The 15,522-nt window shown below is 38.1% G+C and carries 13 protein-coding genes, 3 tRNA genes and 1 riboswitch; of the genes, 3 read left to right on the top strand and 13 right to left on the bottom strand.

Annotation, left to right across the window (positions count from 1 at the left end; genetic code table 11):
- Positions 1-7: 7 nt before the first annotated feature.
- The 12 genes from Epro_RS02130 to Epro_RS02080 all read right to left on the bottom strand — a co-directional run bounded on the left by Epro_RS02130 (position 8) and on the right by Epro_RS02080 (position 9,408).
- A tRNA-Val gene (locus Epro_RS02130) sits at positions 8-81 on the bottom strand.
- A gap of 113 nt (positions 82-194) precedes the next feature.
- A tRNA-Cys gene (locus Epro_RS02125) sits at positions 195-266 on the bottom strand.
- Positions 267-317: 51 nt separating this feature from the next.
- On the bottom strand, positions 318-857 hold the full coding sequence (gene rfbC, locus Epro_RS02120) for a dTDP-4-dehydrorhamnose 3,5-epimerase (RefSeq protein ID WP_052570146.1): 540 nt from the start codon (positions 855-857) through the stop codon (positions 318-320).
- A 12-nt stretch (positions 858-869) separates the two neighbouring features.
- On the bottom strand, positions 870-1,400 hold the full coding sequence (locus Epro_RS02115) for a hypothetical protein (RefSeq protein WP_052570144.1): 531 nt from the start codon (positions 1,398-1,400) through the stop codon (positions 870-872).
- A gap of 11 nt (positions 1,401-1,411) precedes the next feature.
- Complete coding sequence (locus Epro_RS02110) at positions 1,412-4,078, bottom strand: GH36-type glycosyl hydrolase domain-containing protein (RefSeq protein WP_052570142.1); 2,667 nt, start codon at positions 4,076-4,078, stop codon at positions 1,412-1,414.
- A gap of 143 nt (positions 4,079-4,221) precedes the next feature.
- Positions 4,222-4,929, bottom strand: a complete 708-nt coding sequence (locus tag Epro_RS02105; RefSeq protein ID WP_052570141.1) for an outer membrane beta-barrel protein — start codon at positions 4,927-4,929, stop codon at positions 4,222-4,224.
- Positions 4,930-5,135: 206 nt separating this feature from the next.
- Positions 5,136-5,405, bottom strand: a complete 270-nt coding sequence (locus tag Epro_RS02100) for a hypothetical protein (RefSeq protein ID WP_052570139.1) — start codon at positions 5,403-5,405, stop codon at positions 5,136-5,138.
- Positions 5,402-6,631, bottom strand: coding sequence for a BaiN/RdsA family NAD(P)/FAD-dependent oxidoreductase (locus Epro_RS02095; protein WP_052570136.1), 1,230 nt, complete (start codon positions 6,629-6,631; stop codon positions 5,402-5,404). Before Epro_RS02095 ends, Epro_RS02100 begins: the two co-directional genes overlap by 4 nt.
- A complete protein-coding gene (locus Epro_RS02090; protein ID WP_052570135.1) occupies positions 6,624-7,184 on the bottom strand; it encodes an AAA family ATPase in 561 nt (186 codons plus the stop codon). Before Epro_RS02090 ends, Epro_RS02095 begins: the two co-directional genes overlap by 8 nt.
- Positions 7,185-7,247: 63 nt before the next feature.
- Positions 7,248-8,822, bottom strand: a complete 1,575-nt coding sequence (locus tag Epro_RS02085; RefSeq protein ID WP_158408982.1) for a PorV/PorQ family protein — start codon at positions 8,820-8,822, stop codon at positions 7,248-7,250.
- Positions 8,819-9,268 (bottom strand): NanQ anomerase/TabA/YiaL family protein, encoded by a 450-nt coding sequence (locus Epro_RS06960; protein ID WP_082121466.1) that lies wholly within the window; start codon positions 9,266-9,268, stop codon positions 8,819-8,821. The genes Epro_RS02085 and Epro_RS06960 overlap by 4 nt, the downstream gene beginning before the upstream one ends.
- Before the next feature lie 66 nt (positions 9,269-9,334).
- Positions 9,335-9,408 (bottom strand) — tRNA-Met (locus tag Epro_RS02080).
- Positions 9,409-9,501: 93 nt separating this feature from the next.
- Between Epro_RS02080 and Epro_RS02075 the strand changes: the two genes are divergently transcribed.
- The 3 genes from Epro_RS02075 to Epro_RS02065 are packed head-to-tail and all read left to right on the top strand — an operon-like array spanning position 9,502 to position 13,470.
- Complete coding sequence (locus Epro_RS02075) at positions 9,502-10,647, top strand: glycosyltransferase family 9 protein (RefSeq protein ID WP_082121465.1); 1,146 nt, start codon at positions 9,502-9,504, stop codon at positions 10,645-10,647.
- Positions 10,644-11,339 (top strand): polyprenol monophosphomannose synthase, encoded by a 696-nt coding sequence (locus tag Epro_RS02070; RefSeq protein WP_052570129.1) that lies wholly within the window; start codon positions 10,644-10,646, stop codon positions 11,337-11,339. The genes Epro_RS02075 and Epro_RS02070 overlap by 4 nt, the downstream gene beginning before the upstream one ends.
- A gap of 1 nt (position 11,340) precedes the next feature.
- The gene (locus Epro_RS02065; protein WP_052570126.1) at positions 11,341-13,470 is read left to right on the top strand and encodes a glycosyltransferase family 39 protein; all 2,130 of its coding nucleotides are present in this window, start codon (positions 11,341-11,343) and stop codon (positions 13,468-13,470) included.
- Positions 13,471-13,529: 59 nt separating this feature from the next.
- Here Epro_RS02065 and Epro_RS02060 read toward each other — a convergent pair whose 3' ends face one another.
- Positions 13,530-15,371 carry a TonB-dependent receptor plug domain-containing protein gene (locus tag Epro_RS02060; RefSeq protein WP_052570123.1) on the bottom strand — a complete coding sequence of 614 codons (1,842 nt, stop codon included), beginning with the start codon at positions 15,369-15,371 and terminating at the stop codon, positions 13,530-13,532.
- A gap of 23 nt (positions 15,372-15,394) precedes the next feature.
- Positions 15,395-15,493: riboswitch (adenosylcobalamin-variant (AdoCbl-variant) riboswitch) on the bottom strand.
- Positions 15,494-15,522: the final 29 nt, after the last annotated feature.

The following is a 15,522-nucleotide window of genomic DNA, read 5'->3' as shown; positions in this document are numbered from 1 at the left end:
AATTAAATGCCCGATAGAGGATTTGAACCTCTGACCCCTTCCATGTCAAGGAAGTACTCTAACCAACTGAGCTAACCGGGCGCTGCCAACTGCAATGAATAATTGAGAATTGAGAATTGAAAATTGAGAATTAACTACAAAAACAAAAAAACTGATTTTCCATTCTCAATTTTTAATTCTCAATTGTTTTCGAAAGGTGCGGGCCGGAATTGAACCGGCGAATAACAGTTTTGCAGACTGCTCCCTTACCACTTGGGTACCGCACCAAAATCAGTTATTGAGTATATAAAATATTGATTTTTCAGTCAACTTGCAATTTAAAAATTAATCTCGGCGTCTTTCAAAAACGGGTATTTCGCGTCTTTCTGCGAGACCAGCGGTTTTTTTACGTTCCATTTAACGTTTATATCAGGGTCATCATATTTTATGCCGCGTTCGTGCTGCGGAGCGTATTCGCGGTTGCAAAAATATTCCACTTCGGCGCTTTCAGACAAAACTTCAAATCCGTGCGCAAAACCTTCGGGAATATAAAGCATGTTCATTTTTTCGCTGTCTAAAATTTCACCGACCCATTTGCCGAAAGTAGGCGAACCTTTTCTTAAGTCCACCGCAACGTCAAAAATTTTTCCGCAAACCGCCCTGACTATTTTGCTTTGTGAAAAAGGCGCAAGCTGATAGTGAAGCCCGCGCAAAATATCTTTTGACGATTTAGAAAAATTAATTTGTTTTACGGCGCCCGAAAAAGAAAAATTGCTTTCTTTAAAAAGTTCGGTAAAAAAACCTCTGGCGTCGCCGAATTTTTGAGTTTCTATAAGCACCACTTCCGCAATTTCAAGTTTTTTAAAAACAAATGGCATAAGTTTTACCCTTTAATCTAAAATATTTTGTTTTGCTTCCCACACATTGCCCGGCACGAAATCTTCGTTATAAAAAAGTCCTTTGTAAACTTTTAGTCCGCCTTGTTTTACGGTTACGTAGAGGCTTGGAAAATCTTCTCCGAAAGATATAAGAGAATCTCCTTCAAAATAAGCCGTTGTTCCGTCGCAGAGATTTATTTTTATTCTGTTTTCTTTGCTTGATGTTTGAAGTCTTGAAATTTCAAGTTTTTCGGCAACGGGGTCTTTTGTTACCACGATACCCTGACCTTTTTCAAGAACTATTACCGCAGTTTTAAAAAGCTGTATTGAAACAGGCTTTGAACCGGCAATTATTTTTGACCCGTAAAGAATATTCGGAATAGAATCAATGTCCGTGTATGTTTTTACGTCGCCGGCAATTTCTCTTATTTCAATACTGCCGCCGGAGCCCATTTCTATTACTTTAATATAGTCGCTTCTTTCGGCAAAAACATTAGCGCATAAAACAACAAGTAACGCCAACAAAAACATAAGTTTTTTCATAAAGCTTCCTTTTACTTTAAATAAACTTCAACATTGCAAACGCCTTTTGCAAACGGCGCTACCAGCGTTCCTTCTATTTCTTTGCCGTTAACGACTATTTTTGAAGCTTTTGTATTTTTCTTTAAGCCGTCGTTAAAAAATGTAATGTTATAACGCGCGCCGCGAAAATCTATTGACAGCTTTGCCCCGTTGAAATCTTTATGCGCGGGAAGTCTGGGGTCAATTCTTAACCCGTCAAGCTCTCCTCTGACGCCAAAAAAGAAATTCTGGAACAAATACCTTGTCCAAGCCGCAGAGCCGGTAAGTATAGGATATTCGCCTCTTCCCGCAATATTAGGGTTATCCGAAGAAACATAGTATTCGGGAATCCACGGGCCGCTTCTGAAAACTTCCTGATATTGATTTAACGGATTAATCCCTGAAAATATTCTATACGCATCGTCAGCTCTGTCTCTTCTCAATAAAGCCCAAGTGAAAAATAAATTGGCATGGCAAAACAATGCGTTATTTTCTTTTGTGCCGGCGGCAAAACCGGTAATTCTGCCGATAGTTTTATCAAACTTTAAATACGGAGGATAATTAAGTTTTAGCGCGCCGATTTTTTTATCAAGAAGATGTTTAAACACGGAATTTATAACTTTATCGGACGCTTTTATTTTATCTGCGCCTTTTGAAACCAACGACCACGTTTGAGGCATAAGCATCATTTCAAAATCATCGGTAGTAGGATTTTTCTTAGACAGCGCTCCGTTTTTAAATATGCCGTCAACCGGTTTGCCGTTGGCAAATATATAACCGCTGTAATAGCTGCCGTTAAAAGCTTTTTTGTTTGCGTTGGCAATTGAAAGCGCGGCTTTTTTTCTTAAATCCGCAACAAGAGCAGCAACTTTAATTTTAACTTTTTTGCCGCTGATATTTCCGTTAACTTTAGCAAGATATTTTTCAAGCGTTTTCTGACGGACTTTTGCGGCAATATCCGCATGCGCCGCATTTTTTTCTATCAGCAATGCAAGCTCTTCAAAAACTTCAACTTCCGAAATATTCTTTTTCTGCGCTACTTTTTCTATTAGGTCTGCAAGCTCGTTGCAATCTAAAGCAAGACCAAAAGTGAAAGTTACGTTTTCGCCTTTTACCTGATCTACGGCGTCGTTCCAATCCGCTCTTTTCTGTTTGAGCAAATTATTGTTGCCGACGTCGTAAAACATGGTTAAAAGCTGGACAAGCAAATGCTCTAAAACCGTGCCTTTATATACGGTTTTGCTTGCGGTTTTCTGATTATCTATAACGCCTTTTTTCCAAGTATCGTCTTTTACTTCCCCTCTGCTTCTGTAGCAATCTTTAAAATATGCTATGCCGCTTTTTAATAAAAATCCGTAATCGCCCAAGAAGTTTATTAACAGCATTACGGTTTGCGCAGTCCAGTAAGGATGGTCGCACCATAAACCGTTAACTTCGTCGCTGCCGAACTCTTTTGTTCTTGCAAAAAATCTTGTGGCGTTTGTTCCGTCTAAACGAATACCCTCAAGCGTCTTCATGGTTCTTTCTTCAAGGTCTTTCGGGTCTATAACCGTTGCCGCCATCATGTCTTGCCAAAAATCTCTCCAGCCTGAAAAATCGGAACCGTAATCCGTTTGAGGATGTCCGGTGTTTCCAAACCAATATCTCATTGAAAGCTGATAACACCACCAGTTATTCCACAAATTATTGAAATCTTTATTTTGGGTAGTTATCACAACGCGGGAAGTTCTTTCTTTCCAAAAATTATTTAACTTTTCAAACGCTTTAACCGAACCGGCATAATCGTATTTTTTTAAAAGCTGCCGCGCGCCTTTAGAACCTTCAAACGTTATAGCGTTTACAACCGCAAATTTCACTGATTTCCTGGCGGCAATAACGATATTTTTAAACTCTATTGCGCCGACGGCTTCTTTACCGTAACACTGCGCTTTCGGCGGTATGTTTTCAACAATTGCCTGCGGTTTAAGCCACGAATTATTTGCGCCGAGAAACGTTTCCCTATCGGAGTAAAATCTGTCGCCTTTTTTGCCGTTGGGCGTTGCGGCGCCCATAAGGTAACATATATCGCTTGAATCGGTAGAACCTTCAACCCACTCAAGTCCGGGCAATATTTCTATATGGTCTGTAACCTGGCTTTTATTGTAAAGGCGAACAACGTCTCTGTGATATTCCACGTAAGCTCTGTTTCCGCCGAAAATCGGCACTGCGGGAATGAAATCAACCGTTTGCTCTTTGGAAGATTCATTTTTAATTTCTACAAGCCAAATTTCCGCCATTTCGTCATTGGGCACAAAAATTGTAGCGCTTGCCGACAGCGCGCGTTTTTTCAGCTTTCCGCTAAAGCGAACGTAGCCAAGACCCATTTCATATTTAGGTTCCGAAGTTTCCGTATTTGTTACATCGTAATTATTTACAAGCCAAGGCTTATCGCCTTTCGGACGAATCCACAAAAATCTTGCCTGACCTTTAGGAAAATTCGGACCGTCAAATTCGCCGAACATTCTTGTATAATCAAAACCGGAAAAACCTCTTAAAAAATTGTCGCAAATAGAAAAATATTTCGGGCTGTTAGCAAGCATATGAATTAAAGGCTGCGGCAAACTTCTTGAATTTTCAACCGCGCATTCGCCGGCGTCGTTGTAACTCCAAAGTTTTGACATTTTACTTCTCCTTAAAGATAATAAATTATTGACGGTTGATTATATCAATTTAGTATTGTTTTCTCAAATTATTTAACGCATAAAAAAGCCCTCCGCAAAACTTAAGCGGAGAGCTTTTTTATTTTTTTAAAACAGATGTTTTATTACAGAATATAAAATCTCAAATTTGCGCCGGCGTAAAGCCCGGAAAAATCTCTATTTAATTTTACGCTTTCATAACCGAGAAGAATGTATGGGTTATTGCTTTTACCGCCTAAAGCATAAGACAAATCAAATCCTAAAGTAACTACTTTTCCAAGAATCCACTCAATGCCTAAATCTACATGAGGAGCAAGAATTGTTTCTGTTTTAGAAGCAGAACCCGCAATATGCGATTCTATATATTCTAATTCCCATTTTGAAAACACATATGTTACTCCGGCGCCGGCTTTTAACGCAAACTTCGGACTTGTTTTATACTTATAATAAACAGTTATAGGAATTTGGTATCCGTTAGACGTTACCTGCGCATGTTGAATACTATACACAGAGTCCTCTATGCTATATCCTAAACGGTCTTCACCTATACCATTATAGCTGACGTTAACGCCTATGTAACTTTTTTCACTCATACCAAATAATTTTGAATGTTCATAAAAAACTCCAAAACCCGGAGTCATTCCATGTTCTTCAGGCGATTGTTTGCTAAATTTCTGTGATGGACCTACTAAAGTTGGAGCTGGCGCCGAGGCGAAATCTTTAAAGTTACTGCTGTTTCCCGAGCCTCTTATGTTACCGAAAATACCAAATTCAGCAAACGCTAAATTTGTAAACGCTACAACCACTGCTGCAACTAAAACAATTTTTTTCATACTGCCTCCTTTATATTTTAACTTACTATGCAGAAATAGAAAAAACCTGTTTTGTTTTTTCAAATAAAAACAGGTTTTATATAAAAAAATCAATAACAACAGTGTCTTTTAAGACTCTGTCTGTCTGTCTGTCTGTCTGTCTGTCTGTCTGTCTGTCTGTCTGTAAATTTTCATAGTTATATAATATACTTATATAAAAACTTTTGTCAACAATTATTTGATTTTTGTATAAAATAATTCCTAACGTATAAAACAGCGTCGGTAAATACAAGCGCGAAGTTGAAACAATATAAGAAAATTACATTATCGTAATTGTATATAAGTTTGTGCGTTATACCCGCAACATAACCGACTAACACAATAATAAGAAACCACACGCTTTTACCTGCGTTGCTTTTTGACACAAAAGATTTTCTTATTGAAAACGGCCACGCAAACGCAAAACATAACAGCATAATTATTTCAAAAATACTCATTGAACAGACTCCCCTGCTAAATGCCCTGTGGAAAACGCCGCCTGCAAATTAAAACCGCCGGTAGGCGCGTCTATATCTAAAACTTCGCCGCAAAAATATAATCCTTTAACTAATTTAGACTGCATGGTTTTTTGCTCAATTTCGTCACAAACTACGCCGCCCCTTGTAACTATAGCTTCTTTAATATCTCTAACGCCTTTAACTTTAAATTTAAAATCCGTAAGAGCGTTTAAAATTTTTTCTCTCTCAATTTTGCTGATTTGAGAACATTTTTTTGTTATTTGCAAATTACAGTAAGAAGAAAATGGTTTAATAAACTGTTTAGGCAGAAGCTCTTTTAGCATTTCCTGCAATTGATACTGTCCGAATTTATCAAGCTCGCGCAGAATTCGTGCGTTTAACTGCTGCAAAGTTAAAGCCGGTTTTAAATTTAAAGATAAGAAAATATCCTGTTTCTTTTGAAGCTCTTGGGCTATTAGAGAACTTAAAGTTAAAATAACAGGCCCGTCCGCGCCGTAAACGGTAAATTCCGCCTCGCCGAATTCCTTTGCTAAAACGCCGGCGCCGGCAACAACGGAAGCTTCTATATTTTTAAGCTTCAGCCCCTTAAGCTCTTTTAAAAATTCATTTTCCAAAATAACCGGCACCAGCGCGGCGGTTAACGGATAAATAGTATGCCCGAATTTTTTCGCTATTTTATAACCCGCGCCGTCTGAACCAGTTGACGGATAAGAAAGCCCGCCGGTAGCCACCACAACATTTCTTGAGATAACTTTTTCTTTTTCCGAAGACACTTCAAACAAATCATTTACTTTTTGAACTTCAACAATATCAAAAGAAGCTTTAATAGAAGCAATATTTTTAACGCTTTTTATTAAAGCCGAAGCAATATCCGCAGCTTTGTCCGACGCGGGAAAATAACGTCCGCCACGCTCAAGTTTGCAGGGCGCGCCGAGAGTGTCAAAAAAATTTAATAAGTCGGTATTTGAAAAGTTTTGGAAACTTGCATAAAGGAATTTACCGTTTCTAAAAAGAGATACAAATTCCTGCAGCGAAGCGTTTGAGGTAAGATTACATCTTCCTTTGCCTGTTATGGAAAGTTTTATGCACGGACGCGCTTTTTTTTCCAACACAACGGTTTTTAATCCGCGGCTGCCCGCGCAAAAAGCGGCAATCATGCCGGCAGGACCGGCGCCAATAACTGCAACGTCAAAAATTTCATCCATTGTTTTGCGCTATTTGTTTTAACATTTCGTCCACGGAAACTTTAAGAGTTTGTATGTCGTTAGAATCGTTTATAAAAGTTATGTCGGCAAGACGAGCGGTTTTTACAAGCTGCTGCCCCGAGCCGGAAGTTTGCGATTCTTTCTTTTCAAGCTCCGTAAACTTTTCAAAAGTTTGAGGGTCGCCCGATCTGTTTCTTTGCAGCATTCTTTCAAAACGAGTTTTCTGCGGAGCGTCTATATTTATTAAAACAAATCCTTTTTTCTTTTGCAGTTCTTTAACTTCGTCAGGGTGTCTTATGGAAGTAATGCAATAGTTTTTAGAGTTTTCCGTTTTTTCTAAAACTTTCGCCGCCAAAACGCCGTTGCCGTTTTCGGCGCGCAAATTTGTGCCGAAAACTATAAGATTTTCCCTTGTAGGTTCTACGCCCGCTTTTTTCATTTCATCTCTTATAACGTCCGATAAAGAATAATGAATAAAACCGCGTTCTTTTACTATATATTCGGCAACTGTATCTTTTCCCGAGCAATAAGAGCCGGTTAAACCTATTATCATTTTATGCTCCAAAAATAAATCCCCAAGATTTTTTATCTTGAGGATTTATTATTTTTTGTTTATTTATTTTGAAAGAGACACCGCAAAACCTTTCAGTTTAGACTGAACATCTCTGAAAGAATCCTGCGCCGTAATTGCGTACTTTTTCAAAGTTATATTTTTGTAATACAAATTAATATTGAAAGTAAGAGTTCTATCCGCATTTTTTACTACTGAACAAGTTATAATTTCATCTGCGCCGGTTTTATCAAAAAGCGCAACTAATTCGGATTTTACAAGCGTTGCATTTGCAAGATTTTGAGAAGACAAAGACGCATTATAGTCCGCATTTTCATCTAACGCTTTTTTCAACATTGTGGCATATACGTTAAGTTCTGATTTTGAAATATTCTGCGACAGAAAATCTGCAATGGCAATGTATGTTCTGTTGTCGTCGGCAGATTTTTGAATAGGTCTTGTCTGTACGGGCGCCTGCGCTGCGGCTGACGCAGTTACGTCTGTTGAGGTTGAGCTGTCGTCTGTAGCAGCATCAGTTAATTGATCTTCATCTGCTTGTTGCAGTTGTGCTGTTGTATTAGAAGCCTGTTGTTTATTTTGCGACGGAGTAAAAGATGCCTGCTCCGGTTTTGAAACAGCTTGTTTCTGTTCTTGAGCAACAGAAGCGTTTGCAGTTGTTTGAGATTTCTTTAAAGCGTCTTCATCAAACGTTTCCCCGAATTTAACGCCTACGGAAACTCTGTGAGCCGTCCCTAAATCTCCGTAAGGAGAGAAAGCGTAATCAAACGAAAAATCTCTAAAGCTTGCGCCAAAACCGGCGTCAAAACCGGCAAAACCGGGAACGTCTTTTTGTCTGCCGTCATAACCGGCTCTTAAAGCTATATTTGCTTCCGGGGTAATTGGAATTGTGTATTGCGCGCCGATAGCAGGAAAAATATTATTATCGGAAGGTATTATAGCGTCCAACGAAACAAGAAGATTGTCAAAGAAAATTCTTGAAGCGCCGAGTTTAAAAGCTAAAGGCAAATCTTCTTCTTCAACATTAAATTTCATTTTTGTTCCGATGTTTTGTATAGCCGCGCCGAAAGAAGTAATTCCGTCAAAGAGCGTGTAAATTACGCCCGCGTCAACGGCAAAAGCCGTAGCCGTGTTCTCTATTTTTGAACTTATATATTTTACGTTTGCGCCGTATCTTAACACGCTTGAATTAGGGAAATAAACTCTGTTTGCGTAAGAAAGGTAAACCGCATAATCCGTAGGAGAAAAATCCGAAAGCAAATCACCGTTTTCGTCGCGGCCTTCAATGCTGCCCGAAGTAAAATATTGAACGCCTAAACCGAAAGTTCCGGCGGAAGTAGGCAACCCAAAACCAAGCCATCCGTACGCCATATCTTCAAAATATGAAGAATACATAAACGATACGGCCATTTTGTTAAGAGATGAAAGCGCCGCAGGGTTCCAATATATTGCGTCCGCGGAATTTGAAATAACCGACGTTTGGGAATTTCCCATGCCTATTGCCGGTGCGCCGGCGCCAAGCTTTAAAAAATTTGCGACAGTGGTACCTGCGTTTGAACTTTGCGCATGAACGCTTGTGCAGATAAGCATTAAAGTCAGTCCGGCGAAAAATAATTTTTTCATTTTTTTAATATCTCCGTGTTTATTTTCATTATACATTTTTTTACAGGTAATTTCCCTTTTAACGGGGCATGAGCATCTTCCGGAAAAAATACGGCAAACTTGCCTTCGCTTAAAATTATATCAAAATCCGGCGCTTCATTATAAAATGCAATATCCTTACTTTCATCGTAAGGATAAAATATATTTTTGCACTCTGAAGCGTTCTTCCAGCCTATTACATCTTTACCGCTTATAGTATAGTGTATGTCTATAAATTTCGCATGTGTTTCTAACTTCTGTAAATCAACAGGCTTGGCATATGAAGTTTCAACGGCTGCTTTTACAAGACTGTTCAGCTCTGTTTTGCCGTCCGCAAACACGCCGCGTTTAAGAAATTCAAAAGCGTCTTTAAGTTTAGGAAAATTTTTAATATAAAAATCAATGTTAGATATATTGTCCGCTATCATTTTGTATTGAAAAATTATACAAAAAAAAACGACCTTTTGAAAGGTCGCGTTGAAATTTTTATTAAATTGCGGGGGCAGGATTTGAACCTGCGGCCTTCAGGTTATGAGCCTGACGAGCTACCGGGCTGCTCCACCCCGCGATTTGGTGTTTGATGATTATACAAACATTTGTATTTTTTGTCAAATTAAGGCAATTTGACCGTTTATGTAAAATATGCTATTTTTATTGAGTTATGAATACAAATAAGAATTTTACCCTATATTCAGACTGCATAAACTTCCCCCTTGACAGACCATGCGCATACCAAAAAAATGAAAATGCCCGTTGTGCGGACTGTTCTCACTATATAAAGATATCTCAATCCGGCGAAAAAACAAAAATCTTAATAATTAAACTTGGAGCCATGGGCGACGTATTAAGAACTACGTTTCTTCTTGAAGGTCTTAAAGAAGTTTATCCGAAAGGTGAGATTTCGTGGATTGTAAGCCCTAAAAACGCGGCGGTTTTAGAAAACAATAAATACATAGACAGCGTTATTATGACTGATGATAAAACAAATGAGTTTTTAGCTAAAAATTTCTTTGACGCCGTAATAAATTTAGATTTATCTCCGGAAAGCCTTGCGCTTGCAAAACTTTCAAACAAGTCAAAATTGTTCGGATACTCTTTGGACGAAAACAGAAACATAACTTCTTCAAATGATTTTGCCCTGCAATGGCTTAAAATGAGCGCCTACGACGAACTAAAAAAAGCAAATACCAAAACATACCAACATTGGATGTCTAAAATAACAGAACTTCCTCAAGATAATTACGAAATCATAGTTCCTCTGTCCGAAGCGTCCATAACAAAAGCCGAGGATTTTTTGAAATCTTTAAATATTTCAGAAAACAAAAAAATCATAGGCATAAACCCCGGCGCCGGCAAAAGATGGCAAATGAAAAAATATCGCACCGACGGATTTATTGAAACTGCAAAATATTTTTCAAACAAAGGTTATACAATTTTACTTCTCGGCGCAAAAGACGATGAAGCCGAAATAAAAGAAATATTAAATCAAAATATAAAAAATATTTACTCCACGGGAACGGAAAATTCAATACCCGACTTTTTTGCTTTTATAAATTTATGCGACGTTGTAATTTGCGCCGATACAATGGCTTTGCACGCCGCCGCCGGACTTAAGAAAAATATTGTTGCAATTTTCGGACCTACTTCCTATTCGGAAATAGAAATTTACGGACGCGGCATAAAAATCAAGTCCGATATAGAATGTTTAGGCTGTTATAAGCAAACCTGCGACATAAAAAATAATTGCATGCAAAGAGTTTCTTCCGCCCAAGTAATAGAAGCCGTTGAAAGCTTGGTGAAACTATGAAAATAATAGCAATGATTCCTACATACAATGAAGCGTCTAATATTGAAACAATGACGGCTTCGGTAATAAACTGCGGCGCAGACGTTGACGTTTTAATTGTTGACGACATGTCCCCGGACGGAACATATAAAATAGTTGAAGAAATTGCAAAAACTAATTCTAAAGTTCACCTGCTTTTAAGAAAAGAAAACAGAGGCAGAGGCTACGCGGGCATTGACGGTTTTAAAAAAGCTTTAGAGATGGGCGCAGATTTTATTGTGGAAATGGACGGCGACGGTTCTCACGACCCTAAATATATTCCGGCGTTTCTTAAAACAATAAAAAGCTGCGATGTTGTTATAGGCTCAAGATTTGTTTCGGGCGGCAAAGACGAAGCGCGCGGCTTTTTAAGACACGCAATAAGCAATCTTTCAAGAGTTTATCTTTCTTTTGTTTTGGGCGTAAAAATAAAAGACTCTACGTCAGGATACAGAATGTTTAAAAGAGAAGTTTTGGCTTCTTTTGTAAACAATCTTAAAGCAAACGATCCTTTCATAGTAACCGAAGTAATATATTGGCTTAAAAAAAATAAATTTATAATAAAAGAATATCCGATAGAGTTTCTATCAAGATTTTCCGGACAGTCAAAACTTCGTCCGTTAACGCTTATAAAATATTTGTTTAAAGTTTTAAAATTAAAAATAGCGGGTTAAAATGAAAACGAATTATAAACTTTGGTTTTGGATTGTAAACGCCGCAACGGCTTTATTAAGGCTTTCATTTATAGGAAAAGCAGGGCTTTCCATAGACGAAGCGCATTATTGGGTTTACGCTAAATTTTTAGATCTCTCATATTTTGACCATCCGCCGCTGATAGCGTATCTTATAAAAATATCAACTTTAATTTTCGGCAATACGGAATTTGCCGTGCGTTTTCCAGCGGTTATAATATTCTTTTTTGCGTCCGTAGTATTTTTTCAATGCGTAAAAAAACTATACAACGAAAAAACCGCTTTTTTCGCAGTTATAATACTTAATATTATTCCCGTATTTTCATTTCTCGGAGGAGTAACCGCGCTGCCGGATTCTCCTCTTGCGCTGTTTTGGATTTTAACTATTTTTATATTCCTGCTTATATTAAAAACTAAAAATAAAAATTATTGGTATTTGCTGGGCTTTGTTATTGGGCTTGCGTTTCTTTCAAAATATAACGCGGTTATGCTGCCGGTTTCCATAGCTTTATATCTTATACTTTCTCCGTCCGACAGATTTTGGTTTAAAAAGAAAGAACCTTATCTTGCGCTTTTAATAGCTTTTATAATGTTTACGCCGGTAATTTTATGGAACTCGGTAAACAATTGGGCGTCATTTGGTTTTCAGTTAAACCACGGTTTAGGAAACGCTTTCAGTAATTTTTCCGTATTGAGATTTTTTGGAGCAATAGGCGCGCAGGCGGGATATGTTTCTCCGCCGGTGTTTATAGTTTTTGTTGCGGCGGCTTATTTTTGTTTAAAAGACGCATTTAAAAATAAAGATAAAAAAGCTTTGCTTGCGGCATGTTTTTCTTTCCCTATACTTATTTTCTTTAACGCCGTATCTTTATTTAATGATATTCTTCCCCACTGGCCTGCAATGGGGTATTTGAGTTTATCAATTTACGCGGCGCATTTCACCGTAAAAAAATGGGATATAAAATGGTTTAGAATTTATTCTATAGCTTCATGGATATTTACGGCGGTTATAATTATTTTTGCATGCCTTCATATTATGTATAAAATTATTCCTTTGGCAAAGTTTATGCCTAAAGCCGAAGCGCAGCGCATAGAGCACGGCATTATGCGTTCCGAAACCGTGGACATTTCAAACGATTTAGCAGGCTGGGAAGATTTTGGGCGAGAGCTTAGAAAAATTGTTGACGCTTACCCCGCAAAAGAGCGCCCGTTTATTCTTACGCACAAAGGTTATCTTGCAAGCCAAATAGCGTTTGCGGTGCCTGAACTTAGAGTATTTTGTTTCAGCGACAGAATAGACGCTTACGACATATGGCAGAGAGATTTAAAACCGCTGAAAAATAAAAACGCTTTATTTATAAGCAACAACTATTTTTATTTTGACCCTGCAAATTACGGAGCAGCTTTCGCCTTTTACTCAAAACCTGAAACTATAACCATCTATAAAAACGGCAGAAAAATTAAAAATTTCTTTGTCACAAAATGTTCTAATTTCCAACCGGATAAACTTGACGCAAGATATACCGCAGACATTATAGGCAAAAAAACTACCGTATCCGAAGGTCTTATAAATTTAGATCACGCTGTGTTTAAATTTATAAACCAAAATATGCACATTAAGCCTTTAGATTATTTAATGGGCGCATTTTCATATTTAGATTCAAAAAATTTCAATCTGTGGTTTATATCAGTTCTTATTGTATCTATTGTTATTTTATGGAACAATAAAAAAGAAAAATTCTGGACAAGCGTCGCTCTTTTGGCAAGCGTTTTGGTTGCGTCTTCTTTGATAACATACTTTTTAAAACATTATTTTGAAAGACCAAGACCTCTTGCAACTTTTGGCGACGGCAACGTCAATATTTTTTATGAAAAGCTTTACAAAAACTCTTTCCCGTCGGGGCACACTCAATCCGTTTTTGCCGCATGCGCGTTTATGTTTATGACGGTGCGCAAATATTGGTATTTATATATTATTTTAGCCGTTGGAATGGGTTTTGAAAGAATTTATGTAGGCGCTCATTTTCCGTCGGATGTTGTTGCCGGAGCCACGGTAGGAACCGTTACCGCTTACGTGATTGTAACATTGTTTAAGAAATATTCTAAAATCTAAATACTTTCAATAAAAAAAAAGCCTGCGGAATAAATTCCGCAGGCTTTTTTTGTTTTCTATTATTCCAAAATTTTCACATTCACTCCGCCGTAAACTGCAGCGCCGGGCATTGGATATCCGGAAGACATTTCATATTTTGTCTCCGTAACATTTACGCCTTTCGCCCATAAACTTACAGCTTTTGTTATATCGTAATTAACATTTACGTCAAGCGTTATAAAATTTTTAAGGCTTGTTGTGTTAGCCGCATTTGTCCAAACTTTGTCTTTAAAGTATGCGGTAGCCGATAAAGAGAAATTCCTAAAAGGTTTTATTGTAAGGGTGTCGCTTACCGTATGCTGCGGTTTATACGGCAGCGCTTTTTTAGTATCTTCATCTTTAGCTTCAAGATATGCGTAACCTACGGTATTTGACAGCCACGGCATTAATATAATACCGGCAGAAAATTCAGCGCCGTATTGAACCGCGGAGTTTATATTTTGAACGTGCGTTTCTCCCCACATGCCTAATGAAGGATCAAAAACCCATGCTATCAAATCTTTACTCTTTATATAAAACGCATCGGCGGATAATTTAATTTTATTACCGAAATATTCTATTCCAAAATCAAAAGAATTTCCTTTTTCGGGAACAAGATTAGGATTGCCGTACATATCATAAGATGGCTGATCCCAATAAAGCTCCGTAAAAGCGGGAGCTCTCCAAACTTTTCCGGCGTTGCCTGAAAATTTTAAATTGTCGGTTATTGAAAATACGGCAGACACAGACGGTGTAACAGCTGTTCCAAATTGCGAATTATTATCGTATCTGACTCCCGGTATTAACGACAATTTCCACAACTTTAAATTTAATTGCGCATATGCCGCATAATTTTTTCTTGAATGCGATGAGCTCCAGCCCGTAAGCTCTTCTTTTTCTTTATATATTTCATCAGCTAATTCCGCGCCTAACAAAATAAGATTTTTATAATGAAAATCTATTTGTCCGCCGGCAACTTCGGAATTGTATTTATATTGCGCATCGGAAAGCATCCATGTAGGATCGTAAGGATTTCCTCCTCCGATATCGTTATAATCTCTGTCGTTGTTGGAAGAGTATCCGCTTATATTTAACCCGACAGCTTCCGTCTTTAAAGAGTAATCCGCTTTAATATATCTGTTTGAATCTTTTTGAGTATTGTCCGCAGTAAGCCAAGTGGTTGCGCCGGGGGTGCCGTAGTTGCTTGAGAAAACATTTCCGGTAAGCGTAAGCTCTGAATTTTTGCTCGTCTTTAACAAACCGTTAAAGAAAATATTATCGCCGTCATATTTAGAATTTTCCCTACTTCCGTTACTTTTTGTTTTATCAAAAGAAACAAGAATTCCGCCGTTATCGCCGGCAGCTACTTCCGTAAGATGCAATTTGGAAGTATCAAAACTTCCGTAAGAAAAACCGACGTCAACAAAAGAGCCGGGCTTTGCTTTTTTTGTAATAATATTTATTACTCCGCCGAACGCCCCTGCCCCGTATATTGCGGCGCCCGCTCCTCTGATTATTTCAATTTTTTCAATAACAGAAACGGATATGGCGGAAAAATCCGCGCTGCCTAAACCTGCATCATTAACTTTTCTTCCGTCTATTAAAACCAACGTCTGCAAAGACGATGCGCCGCGAATAGAAATGCTTTGCGCTGCGCCCACGGTTCCGTTAGATCTGAAATCTACTCCTGCTTGAGTTTCCAAAAGCTCGCCGAGAGTTTGCGCATGGGACTCTTCAATAGCTTTTTTTTCTATTACCGTAACATTAGCCGGCAAATCTTTAATATCTTCTTCCTGCTTTGTCAAACTCAAGAAAACTTCTTGAGCAAGCCCTACGTTTGAAAACACCAACAAACTGCATAACACAACCGCTAACTTTTTCATTTTTTGCCTCCATGGGGCGTTTTATTTTTGCAGGCGCTCTGACTTATGGACAAAAAACGTCCAATCACAGTAGCCGGACTGTTTGCGATTTTCACGCAATTCTCCCGCACAACAACAAATAAAAAGCGTAAAGTGAAATTAATGTGTAGCG

The sequence above is a fragment of the Endomicrobium proavitum genome (assembly GCF_001027545.1).
Classification (GTDB): Bacteria; Elusimicrobiota; Endomicrobiia; order Endomicrobiales; family Endomicrobiaceae; genus Endomicrobium; species Endomicrobium proavitum.
Note: the sequence above shows the minus strand (reverse complement) of the source record. Positions and strands in the feature narration are given on the sequence as shown.